Origin of the sequence: Lysinibacillus sp. NPDC093216, assembly GCF_050280325.1 — a bacterium.
Lineage (GTDB): Bacteria > Bacillota > Bacilli > Bacillales_A > Planococcaceae > Lysinibacillus.
The window spans coordinates 112798-135943 of the sequence record NZ_JBNNVB010000011.1 but is presented as its reverse complement, the minus strand read 5'-3'; the positions used below and the strand labels follow the sequence as shown (position 1 = coordinate 135943).

Genomic DNA, 23146 nt, shown 5'->3' with positions numbered 1-23146 from the left:
GAGTACGCTTAAAAACAGTTTTTTAGATGCTTGGTAGCTTAAGAATTTCCAATTCCGATGTTTTTTATGGTTGACATATCACCACTGGGCTTTTTGAAAACAGCACTAGTCTCATTTGCATCATATGCATTAAATGTAAAAAAGGAGACTGAAAAGGAATAGTGTCTGTAGAAAAATTAAGTCGCATCTAACCAGATGGGGCTTTTTACTATGCATGATTGAACGGAGCATTTTGGTTATTGACAAATTAATTAATCAATAATATCGTTTATTTATTAATTGATTAATTAATTAATAAACGAAATGTTTGGAGGTCTAACATGTTAAGAGTAGAAAATTTGGTTAAAAGTTATCAAAATGGTCGTGAATTGCTTTATGCATTAAATTCAGTTTCATTGTCAATTGGTGATGGGGAATTCGTTGTCATTCTTGGCCCTTCTGGATCGGGTAAATCTACGCTCCTTAATGTAATTTCTGGTTTAGAGCAACCAGATTCAGGAAGCGTTACTTGCGATGACTACGAGATTTGTGGATTAAATCAGAAAGATCTTACGTTGTTTAGACGTGATAAAACAGCTTTTATTTTTCAAGCATATTATTTACTGCCATTTTTAAATGTAGAATCTAACATTAAAATGGGTGCTGACTTAAAAGGGAACAAAAATATTACTGAAATAATGGATGGTGTAGGACTTCATGGATTAGAAAAACGCCTTCCTTATGAACTTTCAGGGGGGCAACAACAACGAGTGTCTATTGCACGTGCTTTAGCGAAAAAACCGGATTTTTTGTTTTGTGATGAACCAACTGGAGCATTAGACGAAGAAACGAGCAAACAAATCTTAACTTATTTGAAGCAGCTTCAAAAACAATTGAAATTTACAATTATTATGGTAACGCACAATGTTAGTATTGCTCAAATTGCAACAAAGGTTATTAAAATGACTAGCGGGAAAATAGTAGAAGTAACTAGCAATACTAACCCACTAGATGTTGAAGAAATTACATGGTGAGAAGGGGAGTACATTTGATGACATTTAAAAAACAGTATCCGCTTGTACTAGTTGTTGCCTGTGCAGTGTTTATTTGTACATTACTTGTTTTCTATCTTCAAGGTACAAACTCCATCAAGAGGGCACTAGAACATCAAAATCAGCAGGACTTTACACTTATTCTACAGGGAGAGGAAATTACGGACCTTTCAAATAAGTATTCTTTTACGTATGATCCTGTAACATATAAAGTCATTTATGATGAAAAAAATGTATATCGTATTATGCAAAATACTCGAAACATTGATATTCCAATATACTTGAAAGGCTTGGCGCCAAAAAAGTAACTGAAATTGCAATAGATAAAAATTTTTCACAGGAGAATAAATTAGCATTAGGAGATACAGTTACTATTGGCAATATAACTTATTCAATTAGTGGGATTTTTACTTTACCGGACGCAATTTCACCATTGGTAGCTGATAATGGTGTTAGCTACAAACCTGCTACTCAAGCATTAATACTATGTAGTGAGGAAGCTTACACAAGTTGGGGTGAACAGGAGAAAACAAGTTATTCGGGCCGATTTTTGGAAAGTGAGTCTGAGGAACAGAAACAAATCTTTCTAGAAAAAATGCTATTGGATTCACATGTAAAGTCCGTGGTGAGTAAAGAAGATAATCCGCAAGTACTTTCTACATTAATCGCAAAAGAAAAAATGTTTAAAATCTGTCTAATTAGCGCCTTAAGTTTCTTCGGTTTAACTGTAATGGTTTTGCTTATTACTACTGTTCTTCAAAATATAACTGAGACAAAACCAACTATGGGTGTTTTAAAAGCACTTGGCTACTCTAGAATACAAATTGCTAAAAGATATTTCCTAATAGGACCTTTCGTGTTTATAGGCACCGTTGTAGGATATTTAGTTTCCTATGTAGTTAGTCCTTTGTTTATTAATCGGATTAATGCTACATTTCTCGTGCCGAATGTTACACAAAATTTTGATCCTGTACAATTCATAATGTTTACAGCAATCCCCGCTCTGATCTTTTCTGTAATGGCTTTTGGGGTTGCCGTATTTACCTTACGTAAACCGCCATTGGAAATGATTCATAAGGCAGAGTCAGCAAAATTGAATTTTCTTGTTAAGCGAATAGGGCTAACTGGTCCTTTTAAAAAAGTGGCCTTTAAAGCAATCGTATTAAATAATATTCTATTAGTCTTTTTAGCCTTGCTCACAGGTTTCATGGCTAGCGCTAATTTGCAGATTGCTTTTTCTTTGCAAACAATGTCTGATAAGGTATCCTCATTAACATTTAAAGGTTCCGAATATAAAAGTAACGTTCGATTTATTGACGCGAGGGACATGAATTTTTCAGACTCGGAAACACCTTATTTTTCAGAAGATTGTAAAATAGAATTTCCGAATGGTGGGGTATTAAATAATGGCCAGTTTATGGCATTATCTAGTAGTCTTTCTCTTTATAAACTCTATAGTATACAGAACCAGGAAACTATAGATATTTCTAAACAGGAAGGCATTGTTGTGAATGATTGGATGCGCAAAAAATATGATTTGACTATTGGTGACACGGTGAAAATTTATATAAATAATGTTGCTTATCAGCTACCTATAACAGCTATTGAGCAATCAGTGTATGGGGAAGTAGTTTATAGTAATATCAATGTTGCAATCACGGCGGGCCTTTTAAAAAAAGAAGAATATAATGGTGTATTTACTGAAGACAATGTAGAGTTTGACAGGAAGCAGCATATGTTTGTTTCAAAACTTGAAGACGTATTATACGCAAGTTCTCAGCAAAAAGGTACGTATTTCGCGCTATCCTTTCTATTTATCTCAATTGGCTTAGCTTTAAGTATTTTAACGATTAGTATTGTAATGAAAATCATTATTTCCTCTAATCGTAAATACTTGGCGATGATGAAAGCATTTGGATATACAAATGCAGAATGCAATCGTATCGTATTATCGGGCTTTAGATTAATTGCCTACATCGGATTTATAATTGGCACACTCTATGCTATTGTTTTAACTAAATTTTTATTTGATTTATTGGCTAAATCATCAACAGTAGCAATACCAATGACACCAGATAGCAAGGTAATAACAATTTCTCTCGTGATCTTTGCTGTTTCATACGAGGTCATTATGTTACTCTATAAAAAAAGCATGAATGCAGTAACATTGCAGGAGGTTATGATGAAATGAATAAACGCCGCGAACAGAAGGAAGTTAGACGAGAGCAAATTCTAAACGCGGGCTTGGATTTGTTTATTAGAAACGGTTATCAAGGAACTACAACAAAAGAGATTGGTGATTCAGTTGGAATTAGCCAAGGATTACTGTTCCATTATTTCGGCTCTAAAGAAGAGGTATACCTTGAACTTTTAAATCGAGCTAAAACTAGTATGGCTGTTATTGGTATTTCAGAAGAGGAATTTGCACAACCGTTCGAGTATTTAAATGTGATAGTTACGTCGATCATTGATTCCTTTAAAACTCATCCATTATCGGCAAAATTACTAATGTTAGTTGCACAAACGCAAATAGCAAGTAATCTACCAGATACTATTCAACAAGTTGCTAAGGACCTTGCCGCATCTGAGGGATTCGAAAGTTTAGTAAAAGAGGGTCAAGCTAAGGGAGTAATACGAGATGGTGATCCTAAAGCACTCGCGGGTTGTTTTTATTCAGCCATTCAAGGTGTTGCTCAAACGCACGTATGCTTCCCGGATATCCCGTTACCCCAAAGTAGTTGGTTAGTAGATATCTTGAAGAAGTAATAGTGAATAAAAACTATTTTAAGGCCTGACATTTCTTATGGGAATGTCAGGTTTTTCTATAAATTTCTTAAAAAATCAAATCTCTGAAAAATAGCTTTGCGAAAATTGTCAAAAAAATTTTTGTTATGTTAGAAAAAGAAATCAATTTGTAAAAATAGCGTAGTTTAGCGGTTTAAAGCGACGAATTGAGTGAAAAAATAAAATATTTTGTTAAATTTAAAAGTCAGAACATTCATAATGTTGTTGACGAAGCGATATAATAAAGATAATATAGCGATACGTTCACACTTTGTTTGGATAAAGTGTGATAAATATCAAAGATAATATAATATCGGGGGGATTATTTGTGAGAAGCAATTTAAAAAAGCTTTCGTTCCTGTTATTTGGATTAGTTTTAATGCTTGCTGCTTGTGGTAGCGGTGGTTCTAGTTCATCAGATTCGAAAGAGAAAGAAAAGAATAATGCAAGTGAGAGCAATGCAGATGACAAAACATATAAGATTGGGATTACTCAAATTGTTGAGCATCCATCTTTAAATGCTGCAACTGAAGGTTTCAAAAAAGCAATTGAAGAATCGGGCTTAAAAGTTGAATTCGAGTCACAAATAGCGCAAGGGGATAACAGTCTTAACACGACGATTGCAAACAATCTAGTAAGTGCCAACGTAGATTTAATTTTTGCTAACTCTACGCCATCTGCACAAGCAGCGGCGACAGCTACTAGTGATATTCCGATCGTCTTCACTTCTGTAACGGATGCTGTTGGCGCACAGCTTATTGAATCGATGGAGAAGCCAGGGAAAAATGTAACAGGAACGATCGATTTACATCCTGATACTATTTCGAAAACAGTAGCATTCTTAAAGGAATTAGGTGCGAAAAAAGTAGGTATGGTTTACAACGCTGGTGAGCAAAACTCAGTAGCACAAGTAAAAGAAGTGAAAAAAGTTATGGCTGAGCAAGGCCTAACAGTAGCTGAGGCATCTGCGGCAACTTCTGCAGAAGTAAAACAAGCTGCTGAATCATTAATTGGTAAAGCAGATGCATTCTATATTATTACTGATAATACAGTAGTTTCGGCTCTTGAGTCTGTAATTGATGTAGCAAACTCTAATAAATTACCACTAGTTGTAGGAGAGCTTGACTCTGTTGCACGTGGTGGCTTAGCGGCATATGGTTTTGAATATTATGACATCGGTTATGAAGCGGGGCAAATGGCTGTGAAGATTCTAAAAGGTGAAGCAAAACCTGCTGATATACCAGCGCAATACCCACAAAAACTAAAACTATTAATCAATAAAAAAGTAGCGGATGATTTAGGAATCGAAATTAAAGATTCTTGGGGTGCAGAGCTGTTAGAAAAGTAATGACCTGACATGATCGTCTTATGTAGCGAAGCGGGGGAGAACTAAAACTACCCCCGCTTTATCTACTTTTTAGAATAAAAAATGAAGTCATTTATGAATTATGTATTGATCCACAATTATGTGGGCAGTCCTTTCTAGTTTCATCTTATTAGAATACTAATTTATGAGAAGGTTATGGTTCATCATCGATAAGTTTTGTTAAAAAGTATGTCATGTGGACAAGTTGATTGGAGTGGAGGCTGGGCGACTCCTTGGGGATTAGCGTCACAGATGAGACCCTGGAGCGAGCACACAGGGGAACGAAGGCTAAAAGCATCACGTCCTGTGATAACGCCTTCGGGACCAACATCGTGTTGGCCCAAGCGGCTCATCGAACGCCCCCAGGAAGCTTTGCTCTGTGCGAAAGCGAAGCGACAGCAACAAAGCGCCCAGCCGGAACGGAAATCAACTCCAAAATTATGTGATGAGCCAATTTATATTTATTAAGAAATTATGAGGAGATGATGCAACTATGCCTTTAGCAATATTTGGCGCGATGGAGCAAGGGATCATCTATGCAATTATGGCACTTGGTGTGTATTTAACATTCCGTGTGTTAGATTTTCCGGACTTAACGGTTGACGGGAGCTTTGTAACAGGGGCAGCTACAGCGGCGACGATGATTATGCTTGGCTACCATCCAATCTTAGCGACTTTAGTAGCAATTGTTGCTGGATTTATTGCTGGATGTATGACAGGAATTCTTCACACAAAAGGAAAAATTAATCCTCTATTATCGGGGATTTTAATGATGATTGCTTTGTATTCTATTAATCTACGTATTATGGGATCAACGGCAGAAAATACGATAGGTCGTCCGAATATACCACTATTAAATTCAGAGACTTTATTTTCAAAGTTTCAAGCATTTTGGAGTAATTTAGGAATCGATACGGCATTAAATAATCTATTAAAAGGCATCGGCGTTCATCAACTACCTTCAACATGGAGTACGATAATCGTAGTATTAATCATCACAATTTTAATTAAGTTCATTGCTGACTGGTTCTTGAAAACAGAGATCGGCCTGGCTATTCGAGCTACTGGTGATAATAAGCGTATGATTCGTAGCTTCTCGGCAAATACAGATACACTTATTATTCTAGGGCTAGGAATTTCTAATGCACTTGTTGCATTTTCGGGAGCTTTAATCGCACAATATTCGAAGTTCTCAGATGTAAGTATGGGGATTGGGATGATTGTAATCGGCCTTGCATCTGTTATTATCGGTGAAGCAATCTTTGGTACAAAAACGATTATGCGCACAACTTTCGCTGTCATTGCTGGAGCCATCATTTATCGCATTATTTTAGCATTAGCATTACGAGTAGATTTCCTTGATTCAGGGGATATGAAGTTAATAACAGCTATCATTGTTATCATAGCGCTAATTTTACCTCAATTTATTAATAAGAGTAAGGAGCGCAAACGCAAGGTGAAGCGCGCAGCAGAGAAGACAAGCGTAAAGACAGTTGAGCAGGGAGGAAAGCGCCTTGCTTAAATTAAAAGATATTAATAAGATTTTCAATGAAGGTACGCCTGATGAAAAAATTGCACTTGCAGAAATTAATTTGCACTTAAAGCCAGGGGATTTCGTCACAATTATCGGCAGTAATGGTGCTGGTAAATCGACTATGATGAATATGATCTCTGGCGCACTAACACCAGACTTCGGCTCGGTTTCGATTGATGGGAATGAGGTTACTACTTTACCAGAATATAAGCGTTCTCACTATATTGGTCGCGTATTCCAGGATCCAATGGCTGGCACAGCACCAACAATGACGATTGAGGAAAATTTAGCATTAGCTTACTCACGGAATAAGAGTAGAGGCATACGCTTCGGTGTTGATAAAAAGCGTCGGGAATTTTTCAAGGAATCGTTGGAGATGTTGGGTTTAAATCTTGAAAATCGATTGTCTGCAAAAGTCGGCTTACTTTCGGGAGGGGAGCGTCAAGCTTTGTCTCTTTTAATGGCAACATTTACGAAGCCTTCGATTTTATTACTAGACGAGCATACGGCGGCGCTTGACCCATCTCGTGCAGAGTTAATCACACGTATTACGAAATATTTAGTTGAGAAAGACAACTTAACGACATTGATGGTCACGCACAATATGCAACAAGCATTAGACTTAGGAAATCGACTGATTATGATGGATAAAGGTCAAATCATTTTAGAGGTTGGCGAGGATCGTAAGCATGAATTAACCATCCCGGATTTGATGGCAGAGTTCGAACGTATTCGCGGAGAGAAAATGAACTCAGACCGTGCGCTACTAGGATAATAAATGATAAAACGCTCATACAAAATGTGTGGGCGTTTTTCGCTTGATGTCGATATTTTTGGGAGTTGGGTGATAAATTAAAAAAGTTGGTAGATAAATCGATAAAGTTGGTAGATAAATTAAAAAAGTTGGTAGATAAATCGATAAAGTTAGTAGATAAATTAAAAAAGTTGGTCGATAAACAATCAAAAGTTCTCGATAAATAGGCAAACTCTTTCGATAAAGTGCATTATAATCTAGCTAAAGGAGGTGAAACTATGTTACTAAAAAAGCGCGAAGTTTCATCGAAGCAGCTCGTGTTAGAAATGATCGAAAGAAGACTATCTAAATCTCACGCTAAGTATGATTATTTTAAAGAAATGCTAGGAAGAACAAAGGCAGGCATTGTTGGCGAGCAAAGAGTAGATCGAGAATGGCGGGAAATCTATTTGGAGCATGCGTATTATTTATTGCATGATGTAGAGCTTAAGGCTGAGAGTGCTGGTGGATCGATACATCAAATTGATACATTATTTATGTCGCGAAATTTTGTTTTAATAGTGGAAATCAAAAATATCGTTGGGCGTATAGAATATATGGAAGATAATCATCAATTTATTCGAATTACTTCTGATGGCAGAATAGATGGTTTTAGAAATCCCTTTGATCAAGTAAAGCGGCATGCTAGGTTTTTGCATCAGATTTTTCAAAAGGCAGGCTATCATATACCTATTGTCTATATGATTGTCTCTGCAAATCCGAACATGATTATGACGTCAAGTTTGTCTGCGCAACCGATTATTCATGTGAGTGGTTTAACAGAAAAGGTAGAACAGCTGTTTTTACGACATTCACAAGTTTGTTTAGGTGAAAAAGATTTGAAGCATATCGCTGAACTCATTTTAAACAAGCATGAACCAACACAATGGATACCAGAAATGGACTGGGGTGAACTAAGAAAAGGAGCGCTATGCTCGCAGTGTGAGTATCAGTATGCTTTACAATATTTCTTTGGGAAATGGTGTTGTAGCAATTGTCAACGAACAGATAATAAATCGATGCTAGTAGCGTTACAGGATTATCAACTAATGATGGGAAACAATATTTCTAATGCTCAATTTCGTAATTTTTTTGATATTGACTCAGAGAGAGTAGCTCATTACTTATTGAAAAAGTTAAAGTTTGAAGTGGTTGGTGAAAATAAAAATAGAAAATATATAATTCCTGCCAAATTGTTAGATTAAATGCAAGCGAAGAAACTATCAGTGCGGTCAGATAGTGTCGCCTGTAAGGTAGATGTCGATATTTTTGGAAAGTTGGGTGATAAATTAAAAAAGTTGGTAGATAAATCGATAAAGTTGGTAGATAAATAAAAAAGTTGGTAGATAAACAATCAAAAGTTCTCGATAAATCTCAAAAGTGCCCCGATAAACCTAAAAAAGCCACACTTACTTTAGCAGTAGCAAGTGTGACCCTTTATTTTAGACTAGTAAGCCAAATAGTTGAATGTCGTTGTTTACTTCTTTGTATTTGAAGCCGAATTCGTTCATGCGAGCGAGTAATCCTTCGTAGTCTTCACGATTGCCAAGCTCGATACCGACTAGGGCAGGACCACTTTCTTTGTTGTTTTTCTTTGTATATTCGAAAGTTGTAATGTCATCATTTGGTCCTAGCACGCTTGTTAGGAATTGGCGAAGCGCACCTGCACGCTGTGGGAAACTAACGATGAAGTAGTATAGTAAGCCTTCGTGAATTAAAGACTTTTCTTTAATCTCCTGCATACGACCGATGTCATTATTACCACCACTAATGATGATAACGACTGATTTCCCTTTAATTTCCTCTTTATAGGAGTCGAGTGCTGCTACTGATAATGCTCCAGCAGGCTCTGCGATAATAGCGTGTTTATTGTAAAGATCTAAAATTGTTGTACATACTTTTCCTTCAGGTACTAGTACGATGTCGTCTAAGTAGCGACGACAAACGTCATATGTGTGGTTACCGACGCACTTTACTGCAGCACCATCTACGAATTTGTCAATCCAATCAAGTGCCACTGCACCACCTTCTGCAAATGCAGCCTTCATACTGCCTGCACCAGCAGGCTCTACACCGATAATTTTACTGTTAGGAGAAAGGTTTTTCACATAGGCAGAAACACCTGACATTAAGCCACCGCCGCCAATACTACCGAACACGTAATCAATCGGTTCCTCCATGTCATTCATAATTTCAACAGCGACGGTTCCTTGTCCGGCAATGACATCAAAATCATCAAATGGGTGAATAAAGATTTTTTCGTGTTCATCACAGTAAGCAAATGCACTTTCTGCAGAATCATCAAAGGTATCGCCAGCTAAAATAATTTCTACATATTCACGACCAAACATACGCACTTGGTCAATTTTTTGCTTAGGTGTTGTTTGAGGCATAAAAATACTTGCTTGAATTTGCAATTGTGCACAGGCGTAGGCTACGCCTTGGGCATGATTACCCGCACTCGCGCAAACGACGCCAACTTTACGAGCCTCTTCTTCAATTTTTTTAATCTTATAATAGGCGCCACGAAGTTTAAATGAGCGTACATGCTGTAAATCTTCGCGTTTAAAATAAATATTAGCTCCATATTTCTCAGATAAATAGTCATTTTTTTGTAGCGGCGTGTGCACCACTACGTCTTTTAAGAAATGATGTGCAATCAAGATATTTTCTACCTGCACAGTTCTAGTGTCAGCAGCTTCCATAATATTCATCCTCCGTATACGTATAAAACATTTATCTATGATAGCACATATTATAAGCTTTTTGTTATTAATTTTTAGTAAATTCTAAATTTTCGGTGTCTATTTCGTCTAGGAAACTACAAAATGCAGAATAATTAAATTTCTACGAGAATTTTTTGTAGAAATAAAGGATGCACACATTTCCTCATAACGAAAATGGTCAAGCATATACTAGAATACCTTAGGACAAGTAGGAGGGTATGTAATTGGAAATCATTCAAGGAATTCTATCTACATACATTCAATTTTTCAATTGGGAAATGTGGAAAGAGATCTTATCTGACCCTGTATCTTGGGGGTTAATATCAACGCTAGTAATAATAGAAGGTTTACTCTCAGCAGATAACGCTCTCGTATTAGCAGTGCTAGTGAAGCATTTACCAAACAAGCAACGCAAACGAGCATTAATGTACGGTATGTTGGGGGCCTATTTTTTCAGATTTTTATTTATTGGAATAGGTGTTTATTTGGTAGAGTTTTGGTTCATTAAATTGCTAGGAGCCCTGTATTTAGGTTGGCTATGTGTCGCTCATTTCCTGCAGATTGGGGAAGCGGATAGTACCAAGGAGATGAAAAAAACAGGGTTGATCGTTCGTCTTTTTGGAACGTTTTGGGCAACGGTTATTTCTGTAGAACTGATGGATATTGCCTTTTCAATTGACGCGATTTTTGCTGCTTTTGCGATATCCAATCAAATTTGGATATTGCTAATCGGGGGAATGCTAGGTATTTTAATGATGAGAACTATTGCAGGCTTATTTTTAATCGTTATTGAAAAAATACCAGAATTAGAGGCAACAGCATTTATTATTATTGGAATTATTGCACTGAAAATGCTAGCCAGCGTCATCGGTATTCACATTCCACATTATATGTTTTTTGTTGTATTAATTATTATTTTTGCTATTACTTTCATTATTCATTTCTTAAAAAAAATGAAGGTTGCTTAATATAAAACGGTTCTGTTCTCAATGAAGAAAGAGGACAGAACCGTTTTATTGTTATTTTACATATTGATCAGGATTTACAATATAGAATTTTTCAATATTAAGCCAGCTTTCACTCATTGGCTCACCGTCATCAACACGTTTTTCTGTTTCTTGCATCATCCAAGCTGTTTGGGATGCGTGTGCTTGTAATGCTTTAATTTTATCCATCTTCATTTCACTGATATCGTTGACAACATGTGGCTCACCATTTTTTTCAATTGTATCATTTGCAAAGGCACAGCCTAACACTTGTGGGCGTGCGGCTTTTGGCATACGACGAACAGCTTCTACTACAGCACGTGCTGTTGCCTCATGGTCAGGATGAACTGCAAAACCAGGTAAGAATGTAATGATAAGAGAAGGCATTAACTCCTCTATTAAACCTTCAACAAGCTTTACCATTTTTTCATCGTCTTCAAATTCAATCGTTTTATCACGGAAACCAAGCATACGTAAATCTTGTATTCCCATAGCCTCTGCTGCTGCAACAAGCTCCTTGCGTCGAATTTCTGGCAAAGATTCACGTGTTGCAAAAGGAGGATTTCCTAAATTACGCCCCATTTCGCCTAAAGTTAAACAGGCATATGTAACAGGTGTATTCATTTTCTTTGTATAGTAGGCAATTGTTCCAGCAACTGAAAAAGCCTCATCATCTGGGTGAGGGTAAACAATTAAAATATGACGTTGTGGTTGTAAATTCAAAAAGTTGTCCCCCTTAGTAAGTAAATGGCGTTTCGCTAATTTCGAGTGCAATCGCCAATTTACCTGAGTAGTCTAGTCCAGCCATTAATAAACGGCCTAAATCATCTAATTCAAAATGTGTGATGCCTTGAGCATAAACCCAGCCATGTGCCATTTTTAATCCGACACGATGGGGTGAATCATCTACCACTTTAGCAAGTTCATAGTTGATTTTTGCATTGCGAATAAAAGCACCTGCATTGAAAAATTTCTCATCATAGTGTGCTGCATAAGAACCGTTTGTCGTCTCAAGATGAATATAAACGTCTTTGTTGGCGAAAGAATTCAATAATTCCTGCAACGTCTTTACTTGTACTTCTTGCATCTTAACACTCCTCTCGATTATTTCTCCTTTAAGTATAGTTAAAAAAGATGACAAAGGGAAATCGAAAGACTTTGTTGCCAAACTAATCATAAATGTTATTGATAAAATACTGAAATTTCTTTATTTTTAAAAAACTATTTTTCACTATTATTAGTGTTAATTCCTTGAAAAAACTATTTTGATGTATCAATATAGGACACATGAAACAGATTAATATAAATTGTGTCGTTATAATTTGTATGCGGTTTCATAAATAAAATATGGGGAGATTGATACTATGATATATGCAAATCCTAATACTCCGGGTGCAGTAGTAAATTTCAAAGAAAAATATGATAACTTTATCGGTGGCGAATGGGTTCCTCCAGTAAAAGGTCAATACTTTGAAAATAAAACACCTGTAACAGGTCAAGTTTTCACAAAAGCAGCTCGTTCAACAGTTGAAGATATTGAGCTTGCCCTTGATGCAGCACACTCAGCAAAAGATGCATGGGGTAAAACAAGTGCAACTGAGCGTGCCTCTATTTTAAATAAAATCGCAGATCGCATTGAAGAAAACTTAGAAATGATTGTTGTTGCAGAAACATGGGATAATGGTAAAGCAGTTCGCGAAACTTTAAACGCAGATATTCCTTTAGCAATTGATCACTTCCGTTATTTTGCAGGTGTTATCCGTGCACAAGAAGGACGTACAACACAATTAGATAACGACACGGTTGCATACCACTTCCAAGAGCCACTAGGTGTAGTTGGCCAAATCATTCCTTGGAACTTCCCAATCTTAATGGCTGCTTGGAAAATTGCTCCTGCACTTGCAGCGGGGAACTGTATCGTGATGAAACCAGCTGAGCAAACGCCAGTTTCATTATTAGTGTTAATTGAAACAATTCAAGATATTCTACCAAAAGGCGTACTTAACATTGTAAACGGCTTTGGTGTTGAAGTTGGTAAACCACTTGCAACGAACAAAAGAATTGCAAAAATTGCTTTTACTGGTTCAACAGCTGTTGGTCGCCAAATTATGCAATATGCAACTGAAAATATTATTCCTGTAACGTTAGAGCTAGGTGGTAAATCACCAAACGTATTCTTTGAGGACGTAATGGCTTCAGATGATGAATATTTAAATAAAGCAATTGAGGGCTTTGTGATGTTCGCATTAAACTCAGGTGAAATTTGTACTTGTCCTTCACGTGCACTTGTTCAAGAATCCATTTACGATAAATTCATTGAACTTGCATTAGAACGCGTAAAAGCTATTAAAATTGGTAATCCATTAGATACAGAAGTCATGATGGGTGCTCAAGCTTCTAACGAACAAAAACAAAAAATCCTTTCTTACTTAAAACTTGGGAAAGAAGAAGGTGCTGAGTGCTTAATAGGCGGAGAAGAAAATATTCTTGAAGGCGACCTTGCAGGAGGTAACTACATTAAACCAACAGTTTTCAAAGGTCACAATAAAATGCGAATCTTCCAAGAAGAAATCTTTGGTCCAGTGCTTGGCGTGACTACATTCAAAGATTTCGATGAAGCTATGGAAATTGCAAATGATACAGAATATGGTTTAGGTGCTGGTGTTTGGTCACGTTCTGGTGACATCGCTTACCGTGCAGGTCGAGCTATTCAAGCTGGTCGTGTGTGGACAAACACTTATCATCAATATCCAGCGGGTGCTGCATTTGGTGGATTCAAACTTTCAGGTATCGGTCGTGAAAACCACGCAATGATGTTAGATCACTACCAACAAACTAAATGTCTTTTAGTGAGCTACAAAAAAGAAGCACAAGGATTTTTCTAATACCAAAGGATGAATAACAACATGGTAGAACGAGTGATTGCAACAAAAGAGGCTTTAAATTTAATAGAGTTAATTAAGAGTCAGCATGGCGCTATCATGTTTTATCAATCTGGAGGTTGCTGTGATGGCTCTGCACCGATGTGTTATGTAGAAGGAGATTTTAAAATTGGTGAAAACGATATCTATCTTGGTACAATAGGCGACGTTCCTTTTTACATTCATAGAGCGCAATATGAATATTTTAAGCATACGCAATTGATTATTCATGCGATTGAGGGCAGAGGTGCAAGTTTTTCTTTAGATAGTGTTGAAAATATGCATTTTATTACAAACTCTAGAGTATTCACAACAGAAGAGTATGGAGAAGTAATAAAGCTCTTTTAATTGATTGCATCTTTTAATCTATGAAGATTTTCAAGCAATATCCTTGAAAAAATTATAGAAATATATCAATATAATGAGTGTGAAAGCAATTTTGTACAAAATGTGTCGTTTTGTATTGTATACGGTTTCACAAATGAAAAGATACTGACCATGATTTCTTCCTTAACTGACGGAAAGGCAGCGCTTGATGTTGAAGGGAATTTTAAACTAGGTAATAACGAATTCTATCTTGGTACAATAGATGACATTCCTTCAGCATTGATATGTATAGCTGTAAAAAAGGGAAGAAGACTGAAAGTTCATTATCATAGTATAGTAAAAAAAGCCGCGATTCTCTTTTATGACGGAGAATTGCGGCTTTTTATAATTAGCGGTTTTTGTGGGGGTATGTATTTGTTAATATCGGTTGAGTTTTCGTTCAATGGAATCTAGACGATTGTTGAGATGTGATAGATGCTTATGCATTTGTCTAAATTGTACACTTTGATTTTGCGCGTCGGATGTTCTTGCTTGTTCATTTGCCTCTTCTTCCTGCAATGCTAAAATGGTGGAGAGGGTTGCTAGTGAATACCCTATTGTCAAAACCATTGAAGATATTAATTCTACTTTGGTAGAGGTTATATCTCCACTTTGGGTACCTGTATCTTCACCTAGGAGACCTGCTTCTTGACCAGCTAGGAAATTCCCTTCTCCGTTTGGGTCTTGTTGTTGTCTACGTCTTGCCATTTTTCTCCCTCCCGTATACAGCTAATATATGGCATATGAAGTAGTAGCGTATCTTGTCCAGAGAATTAATAAAAAACGACAGCTGAAATAAAAATTCTTAATTTTCAAATAATTTATTTGATTTTTATGGAAAAATAGAGCAATATAGTAGAAATAAACAGTTGTTTTTAGGGGGAATAGATGTGAACAAAAACTTTAAATATTGTAAAGATTCTAGAGTTATGCGTACAAGTCGAGTTTTTCCGAATGATATTAACAATCATAATACACTGTTTGGCGGTCGATTAATGAGTGACATCGATCAAGTAGCTTCAATTTCTGCTGCTAAGCATAGTCGTAGAGATTGTGTGACAGCCTCAACGGATTCTGTAGACTTCCTGCATCCAATACGCCCGACCGATTCTGTCTATTTCGAATCTTATGTAACGTGGACAGGGACATCTTCAATGGAAGTTTTCGTCAAGGTCATTTCTGAGAATTTGAAAACGGGAGAACGTAAGGTAGCGGCAACAGCCTTATTAACCTTTGTTGCATTAGATGAAAATAATAAACCAGCCCCAGTTCCATCTGTTATTCCAGAAACAGTAGAGGAAACAAAACTACATGAAACGGCATCTGAACGAGCAAAGGCGCGTGCAGATCGTAAAAAGGAAAGTAAGGCATTGGCTCAATTCATTTCGATGAACGATCCATGGGATTATCGGCTCGAAATGATGGAGAACTACTATATGTAAAAGAGGCATCTGAAACTAATCAGATGCCTTTTCGTTATTTATGAGCTAATTCAACGGATAATTGGTCCGAATCATTAAGTGCGTTTTGTAAAATATCTTCTGTATTCAATAATGCTGTTCCTTGGACACGCAGGATTTTAAAATCTTCTATCCCAAGAAAATTAAACATTGATTTAAGGTACTTATAGGAATATTCCACTTCAGTATACCAATCGTCATTTGTATAGAGTGAACCACTTGCCTGTATAACGACCCGGTGAATAATGAAATATAGTGTCATGGTTGAATATGCCCTACACAGTCTTGTTTATTTAATAGATGTACCACCAAGTGAAAGCATTGGGATAAGAATTTCAAGGGTTATCAGAAACCTATCTCTCAAAAGTTTTAGGTAAGTTGTCTAAGGAAGGGATTGTAAGTTCAGTACCTGGCGTAAAAGGAGGTTATCGTCTTAATAAGAAACCAGAAGATATTTCGTTTTGGGATGTTGTACGAGCTGTTGAAGGTGAAAAGCCAATATTTCAGTGTAGGAATATTAAAGCAAACTTTGCTTATCAAGACACAGACAAAGAGTGTGAATCTTGTTCGAGTTAATCGAACTGTACTATTAATATTGTAATGCTTGAGGCTGAAGAACAAATGCGAAATTATTTACGGAATAAGACAATAGCATGGTTAGAACAAGAATTACTACGCACTTTACCAAGTAAGCAAATAGAAGAAGCAAAAGAATTCTTTAAAAGAAATAAAAGTTAACTTTTAGAAATAGTAAAAGGAGATTATTTGGTGATTTTTCATAACGAGAAATCGCTTTTTTCTTTTGGAGCAAAAATGGCAGTATTCCATTAGTTGAAAAAGTACAAGCGTATGATCAAAAAATTGAAAAACTACGTTCTGAACGAAAAGTATCGAAACAAGCGCACAAAGCGTTTATAGATTTCTCAATAAATCCAAGAAAAAAGAGAAATCGAATGACATCGATTTCTCTTTGTCTGGATATCAGCTAGTTATGTCCCAGTCTCTTTTCGCTTTTAAATTTCTGTCACTGTTACTTGTGGTGCGCCAAAACGAGATTTTGCACCATGCATAACTGGTCCTACATAGTCATTTAATGCCCAACCGTGAGCGATTGCAGCAGAAACGAATTCTTTTGCTTCAATTACAGCCTCTTGTACTGAAAGACCGTTCGCGAGGTTTGCTGTTACGGAAGCAGCAAATGTACAGCCAGCCCCGTGGTTATAAGTAGAAGCTACTTTTTCAGATTCTAATAAGTAGAATTTTTCGCCGTCGAAGAATAAGTCAGTTGCTTTTTCAGTAGCTAACGCTTTTCCACCTTTAATCACAACGGCTTTGGCACCAAGGTCGTGAATTTTACGAGCGGCTATTTTCATTTCCTCGATAGTTTTTGGTGTTCCAGTTCCAGCTAATTGGCCAGCCTCAAATAGGTTAGGTGTTGTAACTGCAGCCAATGGTAAAAGATGTTGAATCATGGCATCTGTATTGCCAGGATTCAATACTTCATCTTCTCCCTTACATACCATTACAGGGTCAATGATAACATTTTCCGTACCAGATTTTGCGATAGCATCACCTGCGATACGAATAATTTCTTCTGTTGATAGCATACCGGTCTTTACGGCATCAATGCCTGTTGAAAGAGCAGTATCGATTTGTTTTTGTAAAAGCTCTGTTGGTAATGGCGTTACGTTATGAGTCCAACCGTTTGGATCCATTGTTACGACAACTGTTAATGCCACCATGCCATATGTGCCGTGCTCCTGAAATGTTTTAAGATCAGCTTGCATACCTGCGCCACCTGATGTATCTGAACCAGCAATCGTTAAAGTTTTTTTAAGAGCCATGTGGAATATCTCCTTTATAGATGAAAGTTTTAAAATTACCATCTAGTATAGTCTTATTCTGATGTTATAAAAATAGTCAGAGTTAGATATTTTTAGAAGGTCAGTTTAACTTCTTTCAGTAGAAGTCTCCTATCTCTAAAGACGGTGAGATGGATGTGGGTTTTTCTCACTCTTCATCTGAAAGAAGTTAAAGCCTCTGGCGGATGACACAGAATCGGAAAGGAGTTCATAAGGATGTTAGCCTAAAACCATTGTATCCATGCGATAAAGGCTAACTGACCTGCATCGTTGCTGTTGCCGCTACGCTTTCGCGCAAAAAACATCTGTCGCTGCCGCTACGTTAGCACTGCGCTTCCGCACAAAAAACATCTGCAGGTCTAAGCACAAAGCCGATCTGGACGCATTGTTTATCTGTAGCGAAAGCAAAGCGTCAGCTACAATTATGCCAAGGCATAATTGAACGGGATACTTGAATTCAACATTATTTTTTTGTACCGTTGTAAGAAGAGGAAGGGGCTTATATTACAATGAAACAAGAATTCCTGAATGATTGGCAAGCAATACTTGCAGAAGAAATAGAAAAGACATATTACACAAAGCTACGTCAATTTGTAGCAGATGAATATTCAGCAGAAACAATTTATCCCCCGATAAATGACATAATGAATGCATTTAATACGACGGCTTATCAAGATGTAAAGGTCGTAATTTTAGGTCAGGATCCGTATCATGGACCAAACCAAGCACATGGATTAAGCTTTTCGGTCATGCCGGGAATTAAACATCCACCAAGCCTACGCAATATGCTACAAGAGTTACAAGATGATCTTGGCTGTCCAATCCCTCAAAATGGAACATTGACAAAATGGGCGCAGCAGGGAGTAATGTTATTGAACACAGTATTAACTGTTCGAGCAGGTCAGGCGAATTCTCATAAAGAACAAGGATGGGAGCAATTTACCGATGCTGTAATCGATAAATTAGCATCAAGAGATAAACCAATTATTTTTGTGCTGTGGGGTAAACCAGCACAACGTAAAAAACAATTAATTCGTAAACACTCAACACCACATTTAATTTTAGAAGCACCTCATCCAAGTCCACTAAGTGCTTATCGAGGTTTTTTCGGCAGTAAACCATACTCCAAGATCAATACACAGTTAGTGGAATGGGGAGAGCAACCAATTGATTGGAGTCTAGCTTAGATTGGCACAAATCGTATTTCTTCATTCAGTAAATATTTTTTAGCAAAAGCGAAGCGACAGCAACAATTACACCAAGGCGAAATTGATGCACATCACTCATCATTTCGTGTTACAGTTAATAGAAGAAAGTGAGGAACGACGATGAAGGTAAATTGTTTCAAATGTCAATATTTTAAAGTAACGTGGGACCCACAAACTCCACGGGCCTGTGTAGCATATGGCTTTAAAACGAAGCAAATACCATCTGTTGTCGTTAAACAATCCTCTGGCACAGACTGTCTAAAATTTGTGCCAAAAGCAGAAAGTGGGAGAATGCAATGATTCCTTATCAAGCCGTTATTCAACAACTTGAAAAACAATTATCTGGTGTCAAAAATGCAGGAGACGAACAACAAATTCGTGAAGCCTTAACGGCAATCCGAGCATTATGTGATGTGGTATTAGACTCATCTGATAGCATTTCTAAAGCCCAGTCAAAACATCTGCCACAAATGCTTGTGTCAGAGCCAAAGCAAACAAGCCTATATACGGCAAAAATTGAAGAAGAAGACGGAGCAAATGGTGATTCAATTTTTGACTTTTAATTATCTTTATTCAGCGAAGACTCCCACCTCTGAAGGTGGCTAAATGAATGCGGATGTGGTTCCTTTTCAGTAGGTGTCCCAACGCCTACTGAATGAAGATAAAGCCTCCGGCGGATGTCACAGATTTTGAAAGGAATAAATTGTGCAAGCACAATTCAAAATCCGGACCATTGTTTATCTGCGCGAAAGCGGCAAATGTTTTCTGTAGCAAAAGCAAAGCGTCAGCTACAATTCGCCAAGGTGAAATTGATAAAAGGTAGGGAAAATGACATGAAAAAATTTATCGTAACAGGTGCACTCCATGGCTTTTTAGCAGTGGCATTGGGTGCATTCGGTGCACATGCTTTAAAAGAGGTTCTAGACGATTATAGTCGCGGAATTTGGGAAACAGCTGTTCAGTACCAAATGTTTCATGCCACGGCTTTACTGGTGATTGGCATATTGATGAGCTCGAAACTACTAGGTGAAGTAAAGCAGTTAAATTTAGCTGGAATCTTTTTTAACCTAGGTATTGTCTTCTTTTCAGGAAGCTTATATGTACTGGCAATTAGCGGCGTTAAAGTTCTAGGTGCCATCACACCAATTGGTGGTGTTCTATTTTTAACTGGCTGGGTTCTAATTATAGTTGCTGCCCTTAAACATGCGCGATAAAAATTGAATATAAATTTTCTTTCTAAGTTACTCCTTTGCACAATGTGTGAGGGGGTTTTTGTTTTATTACAGACCTCTTTCAAGAGAATTTTCCTTCCTCATCAACAATATTATTTCAATAGAAAGGTAGTTTTAATTCCTATTGTTTTTGTAAGGATTTATAGTACACTATTATTATCAAATAAGTTCGACAAATAGGAAGTGAGGTTTTGTGATATGGAGAAGCTTTTTACTTTACTAGATAATAACTATGATGAAATGGTAGCGATTCGTCGTCATTTACATGAATACCCGGAATTATCCTTTGAGGAAGTGGAAACACCAGCCTATGTAGCTGCTTTTCATCGAGCATTAGGACATGAGGTTCGTGAGCATGTAGGTGAACGTGGTGTTGTTGCTACTTTACGCGGAGGGAAGCCAGGTAAAACAGTGGCACTGCGCGCTGATTTTGATGCATTGGCAATTCAGGAGGAAAATGACGTCCCTTATAAATCAAAAGTGGATGGTAAAATGCATGCATGTGGACATGATGGTCATACTGCAACATTATTAGGGCTTGCTAAAGCACTTAATGCTATAAAGGATGATATTGCGGGCAATGTGGTATTTATTCATCAGCATGCAGAAGAAATGGCACCAGGTGGAGCAAAGCCTATGATTGAAGATGGCTGTTTAGATGGAGTAGATGTTATTTTCGGTACACATTTATGGGCACCAACACCGTTAGGGGATATATTGGTGAGAGATGGAGCAATTATGGCTGCTGCGGATAAAGTGGAAATTACGATTCATGGCAAAGGTGGTCACGGTGCGGAGCCTCATCATTCTATAGATGCAGTTACACTTGCGTCACAGTTTGTAGTTAATGCACAGCAAATTATATCTCGACGTATTGATCCATTAAAATCAGCCGTCTTAACGATTGGTCATTTGGAGGCGATTAATCCTTTCAATGTTATTGCCGAACGGGTAGTATTAGCTGGAACAGTCCGTACTTTTGAAGAGCAGGTACGTAAACAAATGGAGCAAGAACTTGAGGCCATTTTAAATGCCACTTGTTTGGCATTCGGTGCAAGTTATGACTATCGTTATACAAGAGGCTATCCACCTGTGTATAATCATGTGAAAGAAACAGAATTTATTGCACAACTTGCAGCAGATATACCTGGAGTAGAAAATATAATAACGTGCCCACCATTTATGATTGGTGAGGACTTTGCGTATTATTTAGAGAATGTACCAGGAACATTTTTCTTCACAGGTGCTAAAAAGCCAGAATGGGAAGTAGCATATCCTCACCATCATGCACGCTTTGACTTTGATGAACGTGCAATGTTGATTGCTGCTAAAACATTAGGAAAAGCAACATTGCAGTTTTTACAAGAAAACCAATAGTAAATAAAAATTGGCATGCTAGGAGGTATCCTAACATGCCAATTCTTTTGATCTAATGGTAAATATCCATGCAGATTCCTCGTTACATACGAAAATATTTGCAATGCAAGCAAGAACACCAGACCCAATTGGCAGTCTAGCGGAACTTGCAATGCGACGAAGCGTGAGTAAAACGGAGCGAAGGAGCAAACCGATTCTGTACTTATTTTATTCGCATATAGAGGAGCGGGATTTTACCATATAAGAAAATATGAATTTTTGAATAGCTTATTTCTTATGGATTTTGGTTAAAATAAGCCATTTCTTCATCATACTCAGCAAAATCAAAGTAAATCATTGGGAATAGGAAACGATGATTCGATTTGAGTTCACGTAAAATAACATGATCTCGACCAGCAGCTTCTACAACGCCTCGCACAGTTTTCGTGTTTTTCCCTTGCTCTACCGCATGCTCGAAGGAAAAATGGAAAGTACCAGGTTTTCCGCGATTCAAACGGAAAATATTTTCAATATACGATTGCTCCCGTCCAGGTGGTCGTGCTCCAGTCGTCTGTGGAGGCATTACCTGTGGAGGCATTTGTTGTTGCGTTGTCGGTGTCCAATAATAAGGCATCATAAGTTATCAACCTTCTTTCTTTTAGATTTGAGGACAATCTTCTTCGGTTGGCGAGAAGAAGCAATGTGCTTTGAATCTTCCCGTGTTCCACTGACCATACCATTGCGCTGGACAATCTCCCTCAGGTCTGAAAAACCATAGCGAACGAGTCGCCGGATGGAATCTTTCGCCTTGAATAACTCTCTTCGCTAATCGAAGATCTTGATCACGTGCTCGTTGATAAAAGTAGCCTTTTTGTGTCGCTTCAAAGCCCCCAGGACGCTGAAAAACCATTTGTTCAATTGTACGAACATCCGTAAAATCTAAACAATCGGCTCGTACACGATTGACGCCAACATTGCCGACCATCAGCATACCTAAATTTCCTTCACCTTCTGCCTCAGAGCGCATAAGCTTTGCTAACATGGCTGTTTGTGCATCATTCGTCTTTATAACGGCGATTTTCACTCCTCCTCGCAGACAGTATATGCATGATGGTATTGTAGACATGTTCAATTTTAACTTTTTTCAGCAGATGTCTTTTGACCGAAAGCGAAGCGACAGGTACAAGTGTTTTGGTAGCGAAAGCGAAGCGTCAGCTACAGATGTCTTTTGACCGAAAGCGAAGCGACAGGTACAGATGTCTCCCACCACTATAGGCGGGGAGATGAATACGGGGCTAAGTTACTTTTCAGTGGATGCCAAAACACCTGCTGAAATAGAGGAACTCAGTCTAAGAACGCCACGTCCTGTGGCAATGACTGAGTGACCAACATCTTGTTGCTGCCGCTGCGTTAACACTACGCTTTCGCACAGAAAACAAAGCCTCCGAGCGCATTGTTTATCTGTGCGAAAGCGAAGCGACAGCAACAACTATGCCGAGGCATAGTTGATCGAAAGAAATT

General features: G+C 37.6%; 24 protein-coding genes and 2 pseudogenes. 18 read left to right on the top strand and 8 right to left on the bottom strand.

Features of this window, described 5'->3' with window-relative positions:
• Positions 1–320 precede the first annotated feature (320 nt).
• The 8 genes from ACQKOG_RS14210 to ACQKOG_RS14175 all read left to right on the top strand — a co-directional run bounded on the left by ACQKOG_RS14210 (position 321) and on the right by ACQKOG_RS14175 (position 8713).
• Entirely contained in the window at positions 321–1013 is a 693-nt protein-coding gene (locus ACQKOG_RS14210; protein WP_370082830.1) for an ABC transporter ATP-binding protein, read from the top strand.
• Between the two features lie 17 nt (positions 1014–1030).
• On the top strand, positions 1031–1339 hold the full coding sequence (locus ACQKOG_RS14205) for a hypothetical protein (protein ID WP_427447096.1): 309 nt from the start codon (positions 1031–1033) through the stop codon (positions 1337–1339).
• Between the two features lie 125 nt (positions 1340–1464).
• Positions 1465–3222 (top strand): FtsX-like permease family protein, encoded by a 1758-nt coding sequence (locus ACQKOG_RS14200; protein ID WP_427447093.1) that lies wholly within the window; start codon positions 1465–1467, stop codon positions 3220–3222.
• Entirely contained in the window at positions 3219–3797 is a 579-nt protein-coding gene (locus ACQKOG_RS14195) for a TetR/AcrR family transcriptional regulator (protein ID WP_370082826.1), read from the top strand. The genes ACQKOG_RS14200 and ACQKOG_RS14195 overlap by 4 nt, the downstream gene beginning before the upstream one ends.
• 346 nt (positions 3798–4143) lie before the next feature.
• Entirely contained in the window at positions 4144–5163 is a 1020-nt protein-coding gene (locus tag ACQKOG_RS14190; protein ID WP_370082824.1) for an ABC transporter substrate-binding protein, read from the top strand.
• Positions 5164–5674: 511 nt separating this feature from the next.
• On the top strand, positions 5675–6703 hold the full coding sequence (locus tag ACQKOG_RS14185) for an ABC transporter permease (RefSeq protein WP_370082822.1): 1029 nt from the start codon (positions 5675–5677) through the stop codon (positions 6701–6703).
• A complete protein-coding gene (locus ACQKOG_RS14180; RefSeq protein WP_370082820.1) occupies positions 6696–7490 on the top strand; it encodes an ABC transporter ATP-binding protein in 795 nt (264 codons plus the stop codon). The genes ACQKOG_RS14185 and ACQKOG_RS14180 overlap by 8 nt, the downstream gene beginning before the upstream one ends.
• Positions 7491–7747: 257 nt before the next feature.
• Positions 7748–8713 carry a nuclease-related domain-containing protein gene (locus ACQKOG_RS14175; protein WP_370082818.1) on the top strand — a complete coding sequence of 322 codons (966 nt, stop codon included), beginning with the start codon at positions 7748–7750 and terminating at the stop codon, positions 8711–8713.
• Between the two features lie 237 nt (positions 8714–8950).
• Here ACQKOG_RS14175 and ilvA read toward each other — a convergent pair whose 3' ends face one another.
• Positions 8951–10213 (bottom strand): threonine ammonia-lyase IlvA, encoded by a 1263-nt coding sequence (gene ilvA / locus ACQKOG_RS14170; protein WP_370082816.1) that lies wholly within the window; start codon positions 10211–10213, stop codon positions 8951–8953.
• Positions 10214–10458: 245 nt separating this feature from the next.
• Here ilvA and ACQKOG_RS14165 point away from each other — a divergent pair, with 245 nt between their 5' ends.
• On the top strand, positions 10459–11202 hold the full coding sequence (locus ACQKOG_RS14165) for a TerC family protein (RefSeq protein WP_427447089.1): 744 nt from the start codon (positions 10459–10461) through the stop codon (positions 11200–11202).
• Positions 11203–11253: 51 nt separating this feature from the next.
• On the opposite strand, the gene bshB2 is transcribed toward ACQKOG_RS14165, so the two are convergent.
• Positions 11254–11943, bottom strand: coding sequence for a bacillithiol biosynthesis deacetylase BshB2 (gene bshB2, locus ACQKOG_RS14160; RefSeq protein WP_370082812.1), 690 nt, complete (start codon positions 11941–11943; stop codon positions 11254–11256).
• Positions 11944–11956: 13 nt separating this feature from the next.
• Positions 11957–12307 carry a YojF family protein gene (locus ACQKOG_RS14155; RefSeq protein ID WP_049667947.1) on the bottom strand — a complete coding sequence of 117 codons (351 nt, stop codon included), beginning with the start codon at positions 12305–12307 and terminating at the stop codon, positions 11957–11959.
• 277 nt (positions 12308–12584) lie between these two features.
• Here ACQKOG_RS14155 and exaC point away from each other — a divergent pair, with 277 nt between their 5' ends.
• Entirely contained in the window at positions 12585–14105 is a 1521-nt protein-coding gene (exaC, locus tag ACQKOG_RS14150; protein ID WP_427447085.1) for an acetaldehyde dehydrogenase ExaC, read from the top strand.
• A 21-nt stretch (positions 14106–14126) separates the two neighbouring features.
• The gene (locus ACQKOG_RS14145) at positions 14127–14489 is read left to right on the top strand and encodes a DUF779 domain-containing protein (RefSeq protein WP_370082808.1); all 363 of its coding nucleotides are present in this window, start codon (positions 14127–14129) and stop codon (positions 14487–14489) included.
• Positions 14490–14885: 396 nt separating this feature from the next.
• On the opposite strand, the gene ACQKOG_RS14140 is transcribed toward ACQKOG_RS14145, so the two are convergent.
• Positions 14886–15215 carry a hypothetical protein gene (locus tag ACQKOG_RS14140; protein WP_370082806.1) on the bottom strand — a complete coding sequence of 110 codons (330 nt, stop codon included), beginning with the start codon at positions 15213–15215 and terminating at the stop codon, positions 14886–14888.
• Between the two features lie 182 nt (positions 15216–15397).
• On the opposite strand from ACQKOG_RS14140, the gene ACQKOG_RS14135 reads away from it, so the two are divergent.
• On the top strand, positions 15398–15949 hold the full coding sequence (locus ACQKOG_RS14135) for an acyl-CoA thioesterase (RefSeq protein ID WP_142509401.1): 552 nt from the start codon (positions 15398–15400) through the stop codon (positions 15947–15949).
• 34 nt (positions 15950–15983) lie between these two features.
• Here the strand turns inward: ACQKOG_RS14135 and ACQKOG_RS14130 are convergent.
• Positions 15984–16202: pseudogene (locus ACQKOG_RS14130) on the bottom strand (NAD(P)H-dependent oxidoreductase); the annotation flags it as partial.
• Between the two features lie 10 nt (positions 16203–16212).
• Between ACQKOG_RS14130 and ACQKOG_RS14125 the strand changes: the two are divergent.
• Positions 16213–16705 (top strand): annotated as a pseudogene (locus ACQKOG_RS14125) (Rrf2 family transcriptional regulator).
• A 275-nt stretch (positions 16706–16980) separates the two neighbouring features.
• Here the strand turns inward: ACQKOG_RS14125 and thiD are convergent.
• Positions 16981–17811, bottom strand: coding sequence for a bifunctional hydroxymethylpyrimidine kinase/phosphomethylpyrimidine kinase (thiD, locus tag ACQKOG_RS14120; RefSeq protein WP_370082804.1), 831 nt, complete (start codon positions 17809–17811; stop codon positions 16981–16983).
• Between the two features lie 527 nt (positions 17812–18338).
• Between thiD and ACQKOG_RS14115 the strand changes: the two genes are divergently transcribed.
• From ACQKOG_RS14115 to ACQKOG_RS14095, 5 genes are all read left to right on the top strand, one after another.
• Positions 18339–19016 carry a uracil-DNA glycosylase gene (locus tag ACQKOG_RS14115; RefSeq protein ID WP_370082802.1) on the top strand — a complete coding sequence of 226 codons (678 nt, stop codon included), beginning with the start codon at positions 18339–18341 and terminating at the stop codon, positions 19014–19016.
• 141 nt (positions 19017–19157) lie between these two features.
• Positions 19158–19337 (top strand): uracil-DNA glycosylase, encoded by a 180-nt coding sequence (locus tag ACQKOG_RS14110; protein ID WP_068985233.1) that lies wholly within the window; start codon positions 19158–19160, stop codon positions 19335–19337.
• A complete protein-coding gene (locus ACQKOG_RS14105; RefSeq protein ID WP_370082800.1) occupies positions 19334–19600 on the top strand; it encodes a YwdI family protein in 267 nt (88 codons plus the stop codon). Before ACQKOG_RS14110 ends, ACQKOG_RS14105 begins: the two co-directional genes overlap by 4 nt.
• A 270-nt stretch (positions 19601–19870) precedes the next feature.
• The gene (locus ACQKOG_RS14100; RefSeq protein WP_370082798.1) at positions 19871–20251 is read left to right on the top strand and encodes a DUF423 domain-containing protein; all 381 of its coding nucleotides are present in this window, start codon (positions 19871–19873) and stop codon (positions 20249–20251) included.
• A gap of 216 nt (positions 20252–20467) precedes the next feature.
• Entirely contained in the window at positions 20468–21646 is a 1179-nt protein-coding gene (locus ACQKOG_RS14095; RefSeq protein ID WP_370082796.1) for a M20 family metallopeptidase, read from the top strand.
• Positions 21647–21920: 274 nt separating this feature from the next.
• Here the strand turns inward: ACQKOG_RS14095 and gerQ are convergent, their stop codons facing one another.
• Positions 21921–22262, bottom strand: coding sequence for a spore coat protein GerQ (gerQ, locus tag ACQKOG_RS14090; RefSeq protein WP_142509394.1), 342 nt, complete (start codon positions 22260–22262; stop codon positions 21921–21923).
• Between the two features lie 21 nt (positions 22263–22283).
• Positions 22284–22667 (bottom strand): cell wall hydrolase, encoded by a 384-nt coding sequence (locus tag ACQKOG_RS14085; RefSeq protein WP_370082859.1) that lies wholly within the window; start codon positions 22665–22667, stop codon positions 22284–22286.
• Positions 22668–23146 lie beyond the last annotated feature (479 nt).